We start from the raw sequence: 16,537 nt of genomic DNA, 5'->3' as shown, positions 1-16,537 counted from the left end.
TTTTCATGGCTTTTGACATTGATATGATTAAGGCTGTTTACGAGAAGATGCCTTCTCGTATAGAAGCAGCCAGAAAATCTGTGGGTAAACCACTTACCCTGGCTGAGAAAATTTTGTATTCACACTTGTGGGATGGAAACGCTACTGAGGCATACGAGAGAGGTAAGTCTTATGTAAACTTTGCTCCTGACCGGGTGGCCATGCAAGATGCCACAGCACAAATGGCTCTTTTACAGTTTATGCAAGCTGGTAAAGCCAAAGTATCGGTACCCTCTACCGTGCATTGCGACCACCTCATTTTGGCTAAACAAGGTGCCGAAGAAGATTTAAGAAATTCACTCACTGCTTCAGGAGAAGTGTTCAACTTCCTTGAGTCTGTGTCTAATAAATATGGTATTGGCTTCTGGAAACCCGGAGCCGGAATTATTCACCAGGTTGTTTTAGAAAACTATGCATTCCCTGGAGGAATGATGATTGGAACCGACTCTCACACTGTAAACGCAGGTGGTTTGGGCATGGTAGCCATAGGTGTTGGCGGTGCCGATGCCGTAGACGTAATGGCCGGAATGCCCTGGGAGCTTAAATTCCCTAAGCTCATTGGAGTAAAACTAACCGGCAAAATGAACGGCTGGACTGCGCCAAAAGATGTAATTCTTAAAGTAGCGGGCATTCTTACCGTAAAAGGTGGTACGGGTTGCATTCTCGAATACTTTGGCGAAGGTGCCAAAAGCCTTTCAGCAACCGGAAAAGGCACCATTTGTAACATGGGTGCTGAGATTGGAGCAACCACCTCTACTTTTGGTTATGACGATTCCATGGAAAGGTATCTGCGCTCTACAGACCGGGCTGATGTGGCTGAAATGGCCAATCAGGTAAGAGAGCACCTTACTGGTGACGATGAGGTATATGCCAATCCTGAACAATATTTCGATCAGGTTATAGAAATTGACCTAAGCACGCTAGAACCGCACGTAAATGGTCCTTTTACTCCGGATCGTGCCACTCCGGTTTCTAAAATGCGTGAAGAAGCCGAGAAAAACGGCTGGCCCACCAAAGTAGAATGGGGTCTTATAGGTTCATGCACCAACTCTTCTTACGAAGATCTTTCCCGGGCCTCTTCTATTGCCAAACAAGCCGTAGAAAAAGGGCTAAAGACCAAAGCAGACTTTGGTATTAACCCTGGCTCCGAGCAGGTAAGGTACACGGCAGAAAGAGACGGACTTCTGAAAATCTTTGAAGACCTGGATGCCACCATATTTACCAATGCCTGTGGCCCATGTATTGGTCAGTGGGAAAGATCAGGAGACAATACCCGAGTAAATACCATTGTGCACTCTTTTAACAGAAACTTCTCTAAGAGAGCCGATGGCAACCCTAATACCCATGCCTTTGTTACCTCACCGGAAATGGTAGCTGCTATTGCTATATCAGGCGACTTAGGCTTCAACCCCATTACCGATACTCTTACCAACGAAAAAGGCGAACAGGTTAAACTGGACCCACCAGTGGGTGAAGAGCTTCCAAGCAAAGGCTTTGCAGTAGAGGACAATGGCTATCAGGCTCCGGCAGAAGATGGCAGCAATATTGAAGTGGTTGTTCGTCCTGACTCTAAAAGACTTCAACTTCTGGAGCCTTTCAAACCTTGGGATGGTAAGAACATCACTGGCGCCAAATTACTGATTAAAGCCTTTGGTAAGTGTACAACTGACCACATTTCAATGGCTGGTCCATGGTTGAGGTTTAGAGGTCATCTGGACAATATCTCAGACAACTGCCTGATTGGTGCCGTAAATGCATTTAATAAAGAAACCAACAAGGTAAAGAACCAACTTACTGGTGAATATGGCCCGGTGCCTGCCACACAGCGACAATATAAAGCTGAGGGCATTCCTACTATTGTTGTGGGAGACCACAACTATGGAGAAGGCTCTTCTCGCGAACATGCGGCCATGGAGCCTCGTCACCTTGGTGTAAAAGCAGTATTGGTAAAATCATTTGCCCGTATTCACGAAACCAACCTTAAAAAGCAAGGTATGCTGGCCCTGACTTTTGCCAACGAAGCCGACTATGATAAAGTACAGGAAGATGATACCATCAACTTCCTGGACCTGGATCAGTTTAGCGAAGGCAAGCCATTGAACATAGAATTTGTTCATGCCGATGGCAGCAAAGATGTGATTGTGGCCAACCATACCTACAACGAAGCCCAGATTGGTTGGTTCAGAGCTGGTTCTGCGCTTAATCTGATCAAGGAGCAAAACAAATAAGCCGACAAGGCCAAATTTATTTTAAAGAGGCTGTCGCGAAAGTTAGCTGAATGTCACCCTGAACTTGTTTCAGGATCTGTAAGTGATTGATTGACCATTCACCCGGGTTCTGACATAAATTCAGAGTGACGAACTCCAGCGCTTTCGCAACAGCCTTTTTTATGAACTCCCCCCAAGGTTGATTCATCAATACTCTATTATTCTTCACCCCTCATAGTCTCTCAATGAGGACTATGAGGAAAACACAACGGCAATACTTTCAGAAATATTCAGCAGCCGTCCGACCTCTTCGAGCGGTCAGACCGGTAAGTAAGAACAGTATAGAATTACCCCTCCAGAAAAGCCATACACATCCCCCCCTCATAGTCTCTCGATGAGGACTATGAGGAAAACACAACTCCAATACTTTCAGAAATATTCAACAACCGTCCGACCGCTCAAAGCGGTGAGACGGGTAAGTAGGAATAATACTCAGCCTGAAACATTCTCTGTCGCAAACACACCCTTAATGTGCCGCATATGACAGCAACGGAAACACCTTACAATTATGACTTTTGCATAAGACCTATCAGAGGTTCCTCATTATTTTCCATTTAACACATTATAGCATGTCAAAAATTGTTACTCAAAAAATCACTCCTTACCTATGGTTCAATGACCAAGCCAGAGAAGCAGCCGACTTTTACTGCACGCTGTTCGATCGTTCCAAAGTAATATCCGATTCCGGTATGATCGTAGAGTTTGAATTAGAGAACTTAAAATTTATAGCGTTAAACGGAGGGCCAAAATTTACCTTCAATGAATCTGTTTCATTTTTGATTCTTTGCGACAGTCAAACCGAAGTAGATCATTTTTGGAACCGCCTTACTCAAAACGGAGGTCAGGAAAGCATGTGCGGATGGTGCAAAGACCCTTTTGGTTTATCATGGCAGGTAGTGCCAAGCCAGTTGATGAGCCTAATGAAAACCGGTACAGAAGCACAAAGAAACCGGGTAATGCAGGCATTAATGGGCATGAAGAAAATTTTGATTCAACCGCTTGTACAGGCCCATGAAGGATAGACAATAACTGTGGAGCAATGGCCGAAGCCGGCAAGCACTATTAATTCACAATAAAAAACCTTAACTTACTCATATTCAATTTTTTAATCAATCTTCAACCAAATGAGAAAGTTAACGAGAATCACAGTTTTTGTGCTTGCCTCCGTGGTTATCCTGGTGGTTTTAGCCTTTGCCTACCTCAACTTTACCTACCCAAAAGTGGACCCTGCCCCCGAACTCACGGTGAATCCAACACCGGAGCTTATCGCACGGGGAGAATACCTGGCCAACCATGTGGCCTTATGCATGGACTGTCACTCACAAAGAGATTTCTCCAGGTATTCCGGGCCACCAACCCCAGGCACCGAAGGTGCAGGTGGCGACCGGTTCGATCAAACCATGGGCATGCCGGGAGTTTTCTATGCTAAAAACATCACTCCTTTTGGTATAAGCCGGTATACCGATGGCGAACTCTTCCGGGTTATTACCACAGGAGTTACCAAAGAAAACAAAGCCCTATTCCCCATTATGCCTTACCCTTATTATGGTCAAATGGCTGAAGACGATATTCATGCCATCATAGCCTATTTACGTAGTCTTCCACCAGTAGAAAGTCAAATCCCAGACTCTAAGGCCGATTTTCCTTTCAGCCTTATTCTAAAGACAATTCCCGTAAATGCATCACCACAACCTCGCCCTCAGAGAACCGATGAAATTGCTTATGGTAAGTATATGGCTACATTCGCAGCATGTATGGAGTGTCATACCCCAGTAGAAAAAGGGCAAATTGTTGCTGAGCAGGCTTTTAGTGGTGGACGAGAGTTTTTAATGCCTGGAGGCGTAATCATGAGAACCCCAAACATTACGCCTCATAGCACAGGTTTGGGCCAGTGGACCGAAGAAATGTTTATAGCCAAATTTAAAAACTACGAAAACAATGCCTACACACTCAGTCAGGGAGACATGAATACCATAATGCCCTGGAGCATGTATGCCGGTATGGATACGGTAGACCTTAAAGCCATTTATGCTTACCTGAAAACCGTGCCTGCCATAGAAAAAACCGTAGTCAAATATGAGCAAATGAATGACTAAGGCCGTATGCAACAGGCTAAGCCACTCATTTTCAGAGGGACTATTTTCAATCGGGTACATAAGCCTCATTTTCAAAAGCCCTAAAAACTTTTATCTTCATAGGGATTTTTAATTCTAAAAACCGCTATGATCATAGGTCTATTGAAAGAACCATCAGGTGAAAACCGAGTGGCTCTTCTACCGGAAAATGTTAAAACCCTTATTGCTCTTAATGTAGAACTCATCGTAGAGTCTCAGGCAGGTACGGCTGCCTTTACAACCGATTCTGAGTTCGAAAAGGCAGGAGCAAAAATTGGTCAGCGCAGGGATGTCCTTAGCGCTGATCTTGTTTTAGGCATTAACCCTCCTACCGATTCGGAGCTTGAAGACCTGAAAGCCGGACAGGTTTTGATGTCTGTTTTTCAGCCATTATCGAATAAACAGCTGGTAGAAAAACTCATGTCTTTACAGTTCACGAGCTTTAGCATGGACAATGTGCCGAGAACCACCAGGGCACAGTCTATGGATGTGCTCTCCTCCATGGCTACCGTAGCAGGTTACAAGGCAGTGCTTTTAGCAGCCTCCAATTCTCCCCGCTTCTTCCCTATGTTTATGACTGCCGCAGGAAGTATTATTCCTTCCAAGGTCTTAGTGTTAGGCGCTGGTGTAGCTGGTCTTCAGGCCATCGCCACTGCCCGCAGATTAGGTGCTGTAGTGGAGGCCTTCGATGTAAGAACCGCAGCCGAAGAAGAAGTAAAAAGCTTGGGGGCCAAATTTGTGAAGGTTGAAGGCGCAACTGACGATAAATCGGCCGGAGGCTATGCAGTAGAACAATCGGAAGAATATAAAGCTAAACAGCAGGCACTGATTCAGGAACATGCCGCCAAAGCCAATATCATTATCTGTACCGCACAGATTCCGGGAAGAAAAGCACCAGTTTTAATCACACAAGAAACAGTTCAAAATATGGCTGAAGGCTCTGTGATTGTAGATTTAGCGGCTTCAACTGGAGGTAATTGCGAGTTGACTGAAAACGACCGAGTGGTGCAAAAACATGGCGTTACCATTATCGGTAATTCCAATTTGGCGTCCACCATGCCGCTCGATGCCAGCAAAATGTATGGTAAGAACATGGTCAACTTCCTGAAGCTGCTTATTGATGCAGAAGGAAACCTCAATCTCAATTGGGAAGACGATATTCTGGCCAATACCTGTGTGACTCATGCCGGTGAGGTGATGAGTCCACGTGTTAAAAACATCCTTTTTCAAACTGAAACTGCCTAAGCCATGGTAAACATACTACAACTGTTTGTTGAAAACAGGGAATTCATTTTTCTCATTATCGTCTCCATATTCCTTGGAATCGAAGTCATATCCAATGTTCCGGCCGTACTGCATACGCCTTTGATGTCTGGAGCCAACGCCATTCATGGAGTGGTCATTATCGGCTCCATCATCATTATGCTGGAGGCCCACCCAACTAATTATCTCGCCTTGATTCTGGGCTTTTTTGCGGTGGTACTAGGAACGCTCAATGTGGTTGGCGGTTTTGTGGTGACCAACCGAATGCTGGAAATGTTTAAGAAAAAGGAGAAGTAAAGCCATGACAGAACTTTTAGGATTATCCATTCTCGAACTCTGCTACATAGCCGCTTCGATTACCTTCATCTTGGGCTTGAAAATGCTTTCCAGCCCAGACAAAGCCAGAAAAGGAAACCTCATTGCCGCCTATGGTATGGGCATCGCCATTCTGGCCACCATTCTTTTTAAGGAAGAACTGACAGCCGATAAGTGGCTCAATTACGCACTGATTTTGGCCGGCCTGATAGTGGGAACCGTTATCGGAACCCGCATGGCATTGAAGGTGAAAATGACGGCCATGCCTCAAATGGTGTCTTTCTTTAACGGTATGGGAGGCGCCTGTGCAGCGGTTATTTCACTCGTTGAGTTCGACCATGTGATGCATGGAGGCACTATAAGTTCAGGCATGCTGGTTGTCATCCTTCTAGGGCTGATTATTGGATCCGTTTCATTTTCCGGGAGCATTATTGCCTATGGTAAACTGGAAGGAAAAATTGGAGATAAAGCGCTTCCTGCTGGCCAAATACTCAATATCATTCTGTTATTGGGTATGTTGGGCATGGCCATCTTTATGGCCAATACAGCCGAGCCACAAGCCATTTACATCTACATTTTACTAGGTGTTTCTCTTCTTTATGGAGTTCTCTTTGTGATGCCGATTGGCGGAGCAGATATGCCTGTGGTCATCTCCCTGCTCAATAGCTTTACCGGTATGGCAGCTGCCTTTGGTGGTTTCCTCTATGGTAATCAGGCCATGCTTACCGGTGGTATACTGGTGGGTTCTGCCGGAACCATCTTGACCGTGCTGATGTGCAAGGCCATGAACCGCTCATTAACCAATGTGATTATTGGTTCGTTTGGCGGTGGTGGAACTGCAGCAGCTGACGATGGTGAACAAGGCACCATCAAAGAGATTTCGGTGACCGATGCAGCCATTCTTTTGGCTTATGCCAATAAGGTGACCGTAGTACCCGGTTACGGCCTGGCTGTGGCGCAAGCACAACACACCGTTCACAACCTGGAAAAGATACTGGACGATAAAGGCGTAGAAATGAATTATGCTATTCATCCAGTGGCTGGGCGTATGCCCGGCCATATGAACGTACTTCTGGCAGAAGCAGATGTGCCCTACCCTAAGCTCCTGGAAATGGAAGACGCCAATGACGACATGTCGAATGTAGATGTGGTGCTCGTAATTGGCGCCAATGACGTGGTGAACCCTGCGGCAGAGAATGATCCTTCCAGCCCAATCTACGGTATGCCGATCATTAAGGTGCTCAATGCCAAGAATGTGATTGTGATGAAGCGATCGATGGGTAAAGGTTATGCCGGCATTGAAAACAGCCTCTTCTTCCACGACAAAAACCGTATGCTCTTTGGCGATGCCAAGGACTCATTAGAGAAATTGATTAGTGAGGTGAAGAGTCTTTAAAAGTCAGAAGCCCGAAGACCGAGGACGGAAGTCTGGCATAATAACCCCTTTAGCGAAAAAGGATGACGGTACAAAAATCTATCATTTTCTAACATAAATATCTCATTGAAAACAGAAAAGAAATGAGTAAAATCTTATGCGAACCGCTACCAATCGGAAGAATTGGAATAGAGAATGATACAGAGGAGGTAGTCCTTACTGTGGATTTTTCTGCATTTGCATATATGTTAGAAGAATATGTCTCGTTTGGAGCTATAAAAATTGTAATACCCTCATCCTCACCTGAAATTGAGGCACTAGAAAAAATGCCTACACTACTCAGGAACAGAATTGCAGTTATTGATGACACTAAAGAAATAGAAACGGTCAGAAGAGTACTCTTTGAAATTAGACGGGAGTTTGATGCCTCCATGAACGATAGCTCAAATTTCATAAAGGTTCCAAAAAACACTCCCAGGGATTTAATTCGTGCTCTTGATCAACTACACAGTGATGTTAAAAAGCTATCCATGGGTTTTAATCATGGTATTCAAATTGGCTATAATGCTAGAACTTCAATGGACTCAATAAGATTTCTTCGTAGTAAAGTTCATAACACAACCTCTCGTTTAGTTCTCGCTCAACTTGAGGGATTGCTTAATCAATATGAAAATATTGAATTTCCGTCAATTTCACTTCCAAAAGCAGGTGCTCCAATTGAATTGATCAACATCTTTGATCAGCTAATCAATGATGATACTTACATCAATTACTCTAACAAAATTACGGAACTGACTTTTGCCGAAAAACGTGAAAGTGCGTTAAGATCCTTAAAAGAATTATCTAGAACAATTGGATCAAAAAACTACATTTCCGTGGGTTGGGACTACTTAGTAAAAGTAATAAGGGTTTTAAGTGGTGTACCTATTCCAGAATCAAAAGCTATTTCAGCTATTGTTAAAGGACAGGGTCTACCACAACTTGTGAATCTTTCAGATGCCAAGTCCAATGCTTTACAAATCTGGAAAAACAGCAATAATACAAATCTTCCTCTGAGAAGAGATGGGCAACCAATTAAAGGCAATAATGTCACTTGGCTGCGTCCATTTGACTCAATAGAAGTACAAAGTGAGGACAATAGGTCGCTCAGTTTCGGGAAAATTGGAGAACTTAAAAAAGCACTTGAAGAGTTCGAAGAGAAAAGTAAAGGGAAAGACATAAAGAACTCCTAAATAAATATGTAAACAGAGTCCTCTGATATAATTATGCTGCCATGAAATTTGGAGCCTTCAGCTTAGTCATTATAATTGAGTACTAAACAAATGATCAACTACAACGACAAACGATTCAGGGCCATAGAGAACTCACCCAATGGCGAGGTTACGGGAGATTTGATCTTTCATTACAAGCAGGAAGGAAATCGGCTGGTTTGTCAGTACTTTGGTGGTAAAATTCTGGAAGGCTGGCTGGAAGGCACAGTAGATGAGAATGGAGTCATTGAAATGAACTATACCCAGGTGAATGCCGAATTGAAGCAAAATACTGGCAGGTGCACCTCCACCCCTGAAATCCTGCCCAATGGCAAAATCAGACTGCATGAAGACTGGCAGTGGACATCAGGTGATCAGTCTAAAGGCACATCAATTTTAGAAGAAATCTAATGGACGGAACAAGAAGAGCAGATATCAAACCGGGTACAGAGGTCAACATTGTGCTCAAGCAAGATCAAAGAACTGGCAAGCTAACCCATGGTTTTGTAAAGGACTTACTCACTAAATCGCCCTCCCATCCCCACGGCATCAAAGTACGGCTGGAAGATGGTCAGGTGGGCCGGGTAAAGGAAATTCTCTCTTAGAACGTCATGCTGAATTTATTTCAGCATCCTCTGAATCTTTGAGAAAGACCCTGAATCAAATTCAGGGTGACAACACTAAGAAAAAACGTCATGCTGAACTTGTTTCAGCATCTTCTGAATCTTTGAGAAAGACCCTGAAACGCATTCAGGGTGACGACACAATAAAACAACGTCATGCTGAATTTATTTCAGCATCTATTGAATCTTTGAGGAAGACCCTGAAACAAGTCTAGGGTGACAACACTAAGAAAAAACGTCATGCTGAACTTGTTTCACCATCTTCTGAATCTTTGAGGAAGACCCTGAAACAAGGCCAGGGTGACGACACTAAAAAAAGAACGTCATGCTGAATTTATTTCAGCATCTATTGATTCTTTGAGGAAGACCTTGAAACGCGTTCAGGGTGACGACACTAAAAAAGAACGTCATGCTGAACTTGTTTCAGCATCTTCTGAATCTTTGAGAAAGACCCTGAAACGAGTTCAGGGTGACGACACTAAGAAACAACATCATGCTGAAATTGTTTCAGCATCTTGTCAATCTTTGAGGAAGACCCTGAAACGAGTTCAGGGTGACGACACTAAGAAACAACATCATGCTGAACTTGTTTCAGCATCTTGTGAATCTTTGAGAAAGACCCTGAAACAAGTCTAGGGTGACAACACTAAGAAAAAACGTCATACTGAATTTATTTCAGCATCCTCTCAGCCCTAGCGAGATCCTGAAACGAGTTCAGGATGACGGTGCCCTATCATCTCAGGCTTTTCCGATGATCTGCAAAAGCCTTATATTGTTATATGGCAAAAGGAGGCTCTGTTTATATCATGTCAAATCCAGGAAGAACTGTTCTGTACATTGGCGTCACTTCTGAATTGATATCCAGAGTCCTTCAACATAAACAACATAATGGTTCAACATTCACCAAAAAGTATCACTGTACCGACCTGATATATCATGAAGAATTCTCTAGTATTCAGGAAGCCATAGCTAGAGAAAAGCAGCTAAAGAATTGGCATAGGGAATGGAAATGGAATCTTGTAAAAGAACATAACCCCGAACTCAACGACCTTTCAGAGTCTATTGGAATCAATCTAGACTATGATGTTTGAAAGACCCTGAAACGCATTCAGGGTGACGACACAATAAAACAACGTCATGCTGAACTTGTTTCAGCATCTTCTGAATCTTCGGAGAAGACCCTAAATCAAGTTCAGGGTGGCGACACTAAGAAAAAACGTCATACTGAACTTGTCTCAGCATCTTCTGAATCTTTAAGAAAGACCCTGAAACTAGTTCAGGGTGACGACACTAAGAAAAAACGTCATGCTGAACTTGTTTCAGCATCTTGTCAATCTTTGAGGAAGACCCCGAATCAAGTCCAGGGTGGCGACACTAAGAAAAAACGTCATGCTGAACTTGTTTCAGCATCTATTGAATCTTTGAGGAAGACCCTGAATCAAGTCCAGGGTGACGACACTAAAAAAGAACGTCATGCTGAATTTCTTTCAGCATCTATTGATTCTTTGAGGAAGACCCTGAAACTAGTTCAGGGTGACGACACTAAGAAAAAACGTCATGCTGAACTTGTTTCAGCATCTTGTCAATCTTTGAGGAAGACCCCGAATCAAGTCCAGGGTGGCGACACTAAGAAAAAACGTCATGCTGAACTTGTTTCAGCATCTATTGAATCTTTGAGGAAGACCCTGAATCAAGTCCAGGGTGACGACACTAAAAAAGAACGTCATGCTGAATTTCTTTCAGCATCTATTGATTCTTTGAGGAAGACCCTGAAACGCATTCAGGGTGACGACACTAAGAAAAAACGTCATGCTGAACTTATTTCAGCATCCTCTGAATCTTTGAAGAAGACCCTGAATCAAGTTTAGGGTGACGACACAATAAAACAACGTCATGCTGAATTTATTTCAGCATCTTGTGAATCTTTGAGGAAGCCCCCCCGAATCAAGTCCAGGGTGACAACACTAAGAAAAAACGTCATGCTGAACCTGTTTCAGCATCTATTTTATCGCTGAAAAAGACCCTGAAATAAATTCAGGGTGACGTATCTTTGAACCTTGCATCATCGCAATACCCGGTACGCAATACTCATTACCCCCATGCTCGAAATCCTCTACCAAGACTCCCACCTCATAGCCATTAACAAACCCCATGGTCTGCTGGTACATCGCTCCCCTATTGCTACCAACACCGATACTTATGCTGTGCAAGAGCTTAGAAATCAAATCGGTCAACACGTGTACCCCATCCATAGATTAGACAGAAAGACCTCGGGCGTTTTACTCTTCGCGTTGAATAAAGAACTGATAACGGATTTGATGGTGCAGTTTGAAGAACACTCCGTCTCCAAAATCTATTGGGCCATTTTACGAGGCTACACGGATGATGTAGGCACTATTGACTATGCCTTAACCAACGACAAAGACAAAACTCAGCAAGCGGTAACGCATTATAAGACGTTGGATAGAACTGAAGTTGCAGTTCCATTTGGCAAGCATCCTACATCAAGATACTCGTTGGTTGAAGCCAAACCCGAAACCGGAAGAATGCATCAGCTCAGGAAGCACTTTGCACACATCCTGCACCCAATCATTGGCGACAGGCCTCATGGCTGCAATAAACAAAACAAGCTCTTTTTGGAAAAATGGAACATGAACACCATGCTCTTGCATGCTTGTTCATTAAGCTTCAGACATCCAATTTTGAGCCGGGAGATTCAAATACAGGCTTCTCCCCAGCCTGAATTTTTGAGAATGTTTCGAACACTGGGGTTTAAGCACCCACTTGGGTTTTGTTAAGCTTTTTCTTTATACGGAATTCGTTTTAGGATATGCTTAATCACTGCCACCCTGGCGGTGGTTTTTCGGTTGGCCCGTAGAATTATCCAGGGGTTTCTGTCTGTATTAGTATGGGCAAACATGCGCTCTTTGTATTGGGTATATACATCCCATAGCTCCTGCGCTTTGGCATCAACCGGAGACATTTTCCATCTTTTCAATGGATTAGAAGCAATATCTTCGAACCTGTTGGCCTGCTCACCTTTGGTAATGGAGAAGTAGAATTTCATGAGAATAATGCCATCGTTGGTGATCATGTTCTCAAAGTCGTTCACCTCACTCATAAAGCGTTCATACTCTTCCTGACTACAAAAGCCATTCACCGGCTCCACAACAGCTCTGTTGTACCAACTTCTGTCAAAAAGAACAATCTCTCCCGGGTTAGGCAACCGGGTAATATAGCGCTGAAAATACCACTGCCCTCTCTCCTGTTCGGTGGGTTTTGGAAGGGCCACAACCCGGTAGTTTCTAGGATTCAGGTGGTGAGTCACCCGTCTGATTGCTCCCCCTTTTCCGGCCGCATCACGGCCTTCGAACAGAAGACAAACCCGCTTGTTATTTTTAATCACCCACTGCTGCATTTTAATAAGTTCTACCTGCAGGTCTTCGAGAGTTTTTTCATAACGCACATAACGCAACACTTTCTCGGGGTTAATTTCATCGCCCTGTGCCAGCAATAGTTTTATGGCCTTATTGGTATTAAGAAGCCTTAGCTCCTTTTCTGAAAACATATACTTCTTATCCATTATACCAGGTGATAAATTGAACGGTGAAACCTCATTACCACATTCGGATCGGGCAACACGGTGGTATTGGCACTTTCCTTACCATCATATTCAAATTTGGAAAGCACATAGCGAATACTCTCCAAGCGGGCTATCTTCTTTTTATTGGTTTTAATAATGGTCCAGGGGCTAAATGTGGTGTGCGTTCGGGCAAACATTTGCTCTTTGTAGTAGGTATATTTCTCCCACATTTCCTGTCCCTTTTCATCAACCGGGCTCAACTTCCATTGTTTAAGTGGGTTGTTTCTGCGGTCTTCGAACCTCCGATGCTGTTCTTCTTTGTTAATGGAAAACCAGAGTTTAATTACATGAACCCCATCCTCAAACAACATATGTTCAAACTCAGGCACCTGACGCATAAATTGTTGATACTGCTCCTCGCTGCAAAATCCCATTACCGGCTCTACCACAGCCCTGTTGTACCAGCTTCGATCAAAAAATACTATTTCGCCAGCATTGGGCAGCTCCTTGATATAGCGCCTAAAATACCATTGCTTTTTTTCCAGATCGGTTGGCTTGTTAAGAGCTACCACGCGTAACGAACGCGGGTTCATGTGCTCGATAAATCTCTTTATAGATCCCCCTTTTCCGGCAGCATCACGGCCTTCAAAAATTATTGCCACCCGCTGCTGCGTTTCGGCCACCCATCGTTGCCATTTCACCAGTTCAATCTGTAGTTGTTCCAACTGTCGCTCATACTCCAGATTAAAAAGGGCCTTGCTGTAATCTCTATTCTTACTCTGCAATACTGCTTCAAGGTCGGCCCGTGTCTTAATTTTATTAAAATCAGCGTTGGTCAGCCTTTTAGAAGCCTGTAGGTTATTATTAATAGAGTCGTCTGTTATTAAAAACTCGCTCATGGGGTTACTTATCAGGGGCGACTAATATAGAAAAAACTACTAAAGAACAGCCCTATTTAAGAATTATAGCACCTTATTATTATCAAAGGTATGCCTCACTTTACATGAGCCCTAAAAGTAAGTACCTGAGTTGGGTTATTGGGATCGTTGGTAAAGACGGCCAGCGTCTTTTTTTCAAGTCCGCTCCGGTTGGTAGCATCAAATGTCACTGTCAATACGGTACTGCTTCCAGGCTGTAATTTGCTTTCGGCCAAAGAATACGTGAGGCAGGTGCAGTTAGACTCCAACTGCTCTATAACCAACTCTGCATTGCCCACATTGGCCAGCACAACCTCTACTTCTCTTATCTGCCCTTTTTTAACCTCTTTGAAATCGTGATTAATTAAGCTGCTGGTAAAGATTGGTCGCTCATGAACCACAGAATCGGCCTGTACCGGAGGGGGCAAAAGGGTGAACTGTATGGGAAGGTTGGCCAATGTTTTTCCCTCATTAATAAGCTCAAGATTATACCTTTGGAAGCCTGAAGGAGCCTTCTTGCCCGATAGTACGGCTATGGTCATGTGACCAAACTGATTGTGTTTTATTAATTTAGGTTCAAAAGTAATCCAGGTAGAATCATTGGCCTGAACATTTTCGAGCGATAAATTTTCACCACTCAGGTTGAATACATCAAAAGTTTTTCGAAGGGTATCTCCCTTATAGCCAGCCTGTAAATTGAATACATTCTCTTTTGCCCGAAAAGGCCAATGAATATTTCTATACGCTCTAAAAACATCGATTTCAGCAGCCAAAACCTGCAAACCAAATTGCATTCCGTGTAACAGAAAATTCTCACCGGCCAGCAGTTGAATCTCATATTCGTAATATCCGGGGCGCTGGGCCAGGGCAATTTCAAAGGCAATGTGAGCCGTATCCCCTACAGCTAAAGAAAACGACTCCCGGCTAACCATTAGATTTCTGCTTTTGCTTACCACCCGTAAGTCGACCTGCTCATGGGTTGTATTAACCCAGACAACCTCTTTGTGAAGGGTTCTGAACTCCCCTTCAACCACTCCCAAATCAATAAATTCTAACTCCTGCGCCCCTAATACCGTGTAAACGAGACACATAAACGAAATAAGAGTTAACCTCGAAAGCCTAGTCATATTTTCCATATGTAATATCAACCAAAATAAACGATGTTAATTTGATTTGAGCGGGTCATATTTCTTTAATTTGCCCAAAATTTTACCGATGGCAAGAATACTTACTGGTATACAGAGTTCCGGAAAACCACATTTGGGTAATATTTTAGGTGCAATAAAGCCAGCCATAGAGCTATCTAAAGATGAGGGCAACGAATCGTTTTTCTTCATTGCCGATTTGCACTCTCTCACCACCATTAAAGACCCGAAAACTCGAATAGAAAACACCAATGCCGTAGCCGCAGCCTGGTTGGCATTTGGATTCGATACCAGCAAAAATACATTCTACAGGCAATCGAGAGTACCCGAAGTGTGCGAACTCAATTGGTATCTCAACTGCTTTACTCCCTTCCCTATGCTGGCCAATGCGCACAGCTTCAAGGATAAGTCGGATAGGCTTGCCGATGTCAATGCCGGACTATTCACTTACCCGGTACTTATGGCCTGCGATATTCTGCTCTACGATGCACATGTAGTGCCCGTGGGCAAAGATCAAAAGCAGCACCTGGAGATAACCCGAGACATTGCCAGTGCCATTAACCATCAGTATGGTGAAATATTTGTTTTGCCCGAAGCCAAAATCGATGAGCAAATTATGACCATACCGGGAATTGACGGGCAGAAGATGAGCAAGTCATACGGCAACATCATCGATATTTTTCAGCCCGATAAGGCCTTGCGCAAGAACATCATGAAAATTGTAAGCGATAGTACTCGGCTGGAAGAACCTAAGAACCCGGATACTGACAATACTTTTGCGCTCTATTCTATATTGGCCGATAAAGAACAAGCTAAAGCCATGAGGGAAAAATACTTGGCAGGTAATTATGGCTACGGCCACGCCAAACAAGAACTCTTTGAGCTGATTGTTGAAAAATTTGCCAGGGAAAGAGCCCTATACAACGATTACATGAACAACCTCGATGAATTGGAGAAGCAGCTCTCTATTGGTGAGGAAAAGGCCAGAGTAATTGCCCGGGAAGTATTACAGCGATTTAAAAAAGCCATTGGTTTTGCCTAGGTCTTGCTTTCAAGGCACATTTTCCGGCCAGCTTTGCACCAAACATGGCGTTGCTGCGTTGAATTAGCAGATTTAAGCACCATGAAGAATTTTATAATCGCCCTTGCTTCTGTACTGATAGTTTCGGCTTGCGACAATTCAGGCGATGCCGAATTTACCGGCAACCAGATTAGCTATCAATTAATACCCGGCAATGTTCAGGGCAACGAAACCACAGGCACATTGCTCATTCGTGAACGAACCGGTGGTGTGGCTCAGATAGAAATTACCCTAAACGGTGTATTTAACAATGCCAATCACCCGGCACATTTACACTACGGAAGTCTCGAAGATAATGGCAGTATAGCCACCATGCTCAACCCGGTAGTTGAAGTTGACGGTGTAGGCCAAAGTATAACCCTATTGAGTAAGCTGGAGAATGGAGAGTCTATTACCTATAGTGATCTTCTGGTGTTTAATGGAAGCGTCAAAATTCACTTTGAGGCCTCTGGACCTATGAAAGATGAAATTTTGGGAGCCACCAACATTGGCATTAACGGCACACAAAACCAGAGCTACCTGAATGGAGACAGGTCTATAACCCTCTGTAATTCACAGTTCTAAC

19 protein-coding genes are annotated in these 16,537 nt (G+C 43.7%); 16 read left to right on the top strand and 3 right to left on the bottom strand.

The genetic code is table 11. From position 1 onward, the window contains the following. Nucleotides 1-5: 5 nt before the first annotated feature. The 14 genes from IE164_RS15290 to IE164_RS15230 all read left to right on the top strand — a co-directional run bounded on the left by IE164_RS15290 (nucleotide 6) and on the right by IE164_RS15230 (nucleotide 12,044). Nucleotides 6-2,267 (top strand): aconitate hydratase, encoded by a 2,262-nt coding sequence (locus IE164_RS15290; protein WP_189631121.1) that lies wholly within the window; start codon nucleotides 6-8, stop codon nucleotides 2,265-2,267. Between the two features lie 608 nt (nucleotides 2,268-2,875). Beyond that, complete coding sequence (locus tag IE164_RS15285) at nucleotides 2,876-3,328, top strand: VOC family protein (RefSeq protein WP_189631120.1); 453 nt, start codon at nucleotides 2,876-2,878, stop codon at nucleotides 3,326-3,328. Between the two features lie 102 nt (nucleotides 3,329-3,430). Continuing rightward, nucleotides 3,431-4,402: a c-type cytochrome gene (locus IE164_RS15280; RefSeq protein ID WP_189631119.1), complete on the top strand. Its 972-nt coding sequence runs from the start codon at nucleotides 3,431-3,433 to the stop codon at nucleotides 4,400-4,402. A 126-nt stretch (nucleotides 4,403-4,528) separates the two neighbouring features. Continuing rightward, on the top strand, nucleotides 4,529-5,665 hold the full coding sequence (locus tag IE164_RS15275) for a Re/Si-specific NAD(P)(+) transhydrogenase subunit alpha (RefSeq protein ID WP_189631118.1): 1,137 nt from the start codon (nucleotides 4,529-4,531) through the stop codon (nucleotides 5,663-5,665). 3 nt (nucleotides 5,666-5,668) lie between these two features. Further along, entirely contained in the window at nucleotides 5,669-5,980 is a 312-nt protein-coding gene (locus IE164_RS15270) for an NAD(P) transhydrogenase subunit alpha part 2 (RefSeq protein ID WP_189631117.1), read from the top strand. 4 nt (nucleotides 5,981-5,984) lie between these two features. Continuing rightward, the gene (locus tag IE164_RS15265; protein WP_189631116.1) at nucleotides 5,985-7,394 is read left to right on the top strand and encodes an NAD(P)(+) transhydrogenase (Re/Si-specific) subunit beta; all 1,410 of its coding nucleotides are present in this window, start codon (nucleotides 5,985-5,987) and stop codon (nucleotides 7,392-7,394) included. Nucleotides 7,395-7,516: 122 nt separating this feature from the next. Next, entirely contained in the window at nucleotides 7,517-8,605 is a 1,089-nt protein-coding gene (locus IE164_RS15260) for a hypothetical protein (RefSeq protein WP_189631115.1), read from the top strand. Nucleotides 8,606-8,680: 75 nt separating this feature from the next. Continuing rightward, nucleotides 8,681-9,034 (top strand): avidin-fold protein, encoded by a 354-nt coding sequence (locus tag IE164_RS15255; RefSeq protein ID WP_308440975.1) that lies wholly within the window; start codon nucleotides 8,681-8,683, stop codon nucleotides 9,032-9,034. Next, complete coding sequence (locus IE164_RS15250; protein WP_189631113.1) at nucleotides 9,034-9,228, top strand: YwbE family protein; 195 nt, start codon at nucleotides 9,034-9,036, stop codon at nucleotides 9,226-9,228. The genes IE164_RS15255 and IE164_RS15250 overlap by 1 nt, the downstream gene beginning before the upstream one ends. Nucleotides 9,229-9,266: 38 nt before the next feature. Next, a complete protein-coding gene (locus tag IE164_RS18550; RefSeq protein ID WP_229838722.1) occupies nucleotides 9,267-9,461 on the top strand; it encodes a hypothetical protein in 195 nt (64 codons plus the stop codon). An 85-nt stretch (nucleotides 9,462-9,546) separates the two neighbouring features. Further along, entirely contained in the window at nucleotides 9,547-9,882 is a 336-nt protein-coding gene (locus IE164_RS15245; RefSeq protein ID WP_189631112.1) for a hypothetical protein, read from the top strand. Nucleotides 9,883-10,025: 143 nt separating this feature from the next. Next, nucleotides 10,026-10,337 carry a GIY-YIG nuclease family protein gene (locus IE164_RS15240; RefSeq protein WP_189631111.1) on the top strand — a complete coding sequence of 104 codons (312 nt, stop codon included), beginning with the start codon at nucleotides 10,026-10,028 and terminating at the stop codon, nucleotides 10,335-10,337. A gap of 246 nt (nucleotides 10,338-10,583) precedes the next feature. Further along, nucleotides 10,584-11,114: a hypothetical protein gene (locus IE164_RS15235; protein ID WP_189631110.1), complete on the top strand. Its 531-nt coding sequence runs from the start codon at nucleotides 10,584-10,586 to the stop codon at nucleotides 11,112-11,114. Nucleotides 11,115-11,345: 231 nt separating this feature from the next. Continuing rightward, nucleotides 11,346-12,044, top strand: coding sequence for a pseudouridine synthase (locus IE164_RS15230; RefSeq protein ID WP_189631432.1), 699 nt, complete (start codon nucleotides 11,346-11,348; stop codon nucleotides 12,042-12,044). Here IE164_RS15230 and ppk2 (IE164_RS15225) read toward each other — a convergent pair. From ppk2 (IE164_RS15225) to IE164_RS15215, 3 genes are all read right to left on the bottom strand, one after another. Continuing rightward, nucleotides 12,041-12,829 (bottom strand): polyphosphate kinase 2, encoded by a 789-nt coding sequence (gene ppk2, locus IE164_RS15225; RefSeq protein WP_189631109.1) that lies wholly within the window; start codon nucleotides 12,827-12,829, stop codon nucleotides 12,041-12,043. The genes IE164_RS15230 and ppk2 (IE164_RS15225) overlap by 4 nt on opposite strands. After that, entirely contained in the window at nucleotides 12,829-13,728 is a 900-nt protein-coding gene (gene ppk2, locus IE164_RS15220; protein ID WP_189631108.1) for a polyphosphate kinase 2, read from the bottom strand. The genes ppk2 (IE164_RS15225) and ppk2 (IE164_RS15220) overlap by 1 nt, the downstream gene beginning before the upstream one ends. Nucleotides 13,729-13,823: 95 nt before the next feature. Then, on the bottom strand, nucleotides 13,824-14,873 hold the full coding sequence (locus IE164_RS15215) for a DUF1573 domain-containing protein (RefSeq protein WP_189631107.1): 1,050 nt from the start codon (nucleotides 14,871-14,873) through the stop codon (nucleotides 13,824-13,826). 88 nt (nucleotides 14,874-14,961) lie between these two features. On the opposite strand from IE164_RS15215, the gene trpS reads away from it, so the two are divergent. Next, nucleotides 14,962-15,933: a tryptophan--tRNA ligase gene (gene trpS, locus IE164_RS15210; protein WP_189631106.1), complete on the top strand. Its 972-nt coding sequence runs from the start codon at nucleotides 14,962-14,964 to the stop codon at nucleotides 15,931-15,933. A gap of 81 nt (nucleotides 15,934-16,014) precedes the next feature. After that, the gene (locus tag IE164_RS15205) at nucleotides 16,015-16,536 is read left to right on the top strand and encodes a hypothetical protein (protein WP_189631105.1); all 522 of its coding nucleotides are present in this window, start codon (nucleotides 16,015-16,017) and stop codon (nucleotides 16,534-16,536) included. Nucleotide 16,537 lies beyond the last annotated feature (1 nt).

The organism is Roseivirga thermotolerans (assembly GCF_014653175.1).
GTDB classification, from domain to species: Bacteria; Bacteroidota; Bacteroidia; order Cytophagales; family Cyclobacteriaceae; genus Roseivirga; species Roseivirga thermotolerans.
Note: the sequence above shows the minus strand (reverse complement) of the source record. Positions and strands in the feature narration are given on the sequence as shown.

Excerpts from the sequence above, each read along its gene's own strand:
- IE164_RS15290 (WP_189631121.1), top strand. The coding sequence starts at position 6 with ATGGCTTTTGACATTGATATGATTAAGGCTGTTTACGAGAAGATGCCT.
- IE164_RS15285 (WP_189631120.1), top strand. The coding sequence starts at position 2,876 with ATGTCAAAAATTGTTACTCAAAAAATCACTCCTTACCTATGGTTCAAT.
- IE164_RS15280 (WP_189631119.1), top strand. The coding sequence starts at position 3,431 with ATGAGAAAGTTAACGAGAATCACAGTTTTTGTGCTTGCCTCCGTGGTT.
- IE164_RS15275 (WP_189631118.1), top strand. The coding sequence starts at position 4,529 with ATGATCATAGGTCTATTGAAAGAACCATCAGGTGAAAACCGAGTGGCT.
- IE164_RS15270 (WP_189631117.1), top strand. The coding sequence starts at position 5,669 with ATGGTAAACATACTACAACTGTTTGTTGAAAACAGGGAATTCATTTTT.
- IE164_RS15265 (WP_189631116.1), top strand. The coding sequence starts at position 5,985 with ATGACAGAACTTTTAGGATTATCCATTCTCGAACTCTGCTACATAGCC.
- IE164_RS15260 (WP_189631115.1), top strand. The coding sequence starts at position 7,517 with ATGAGTAAAATCTTATGCGAACCGCTACCAATCGGAAGAATTGGAATA.
- IE164_RS15250 (WP_189631113.1), top strand. The coding sequence starts at position 9,034 with ATGGACGGAACAAGAAGAGCAGATATCAAACCGGGTACAGAGGTCAAC.
- IE164_RS15240 (WP_189631111.1), top strand. The coding sequence starts at position 10,026 with ATGGCAAAAGGAGGCTCTGTTTATATCATGTCAAATCCAGGAAGAACT.
- IE164_RS15230 (WP_189631432.1), top strand. The coding sequence starts at position 11,346 with ATGCTCGAAATCCTCTACCAAGACTCCCACCTCATAGCCATTAACAAA.
- ppk2 (WP_189631109.1), bottom strand. The coding sequence starts at position 12,829 with ATGGATAAGAAGTATATGTTTTCAGAAAAGGAGCTAAGGCTTCTTAAT.
- ppk2 (WP_189631108.1), bottom strand. The coding sequence starts at position 13,728 with ATGAGCGAGTTTTTAATAACAGACGACTCTATTAATAATAACCTACAG.
- IE164_RS15215 (WP_189631107.1), bottom strand. The coding sequence starts at position 14,873 with ATGACTAGGCTTTCGAGGTTAACTCTTATTTCGTTTATGTGTCTCGTT.
- trpS (WP_189631106.1), top strand. The coding sequence starts at position 14,962 with ATGGCAAGAATACTTACTGGTATACAGAGTTCCGGAAAACCACATTTG.
- IE164_RS15205 (WP_189631105.1), top strand. The coding sequence starts at position 16,015 with ATGAAGAATTTTATAATCGCCCTTGCTTCTGTACTGATAGTTTCGGCT.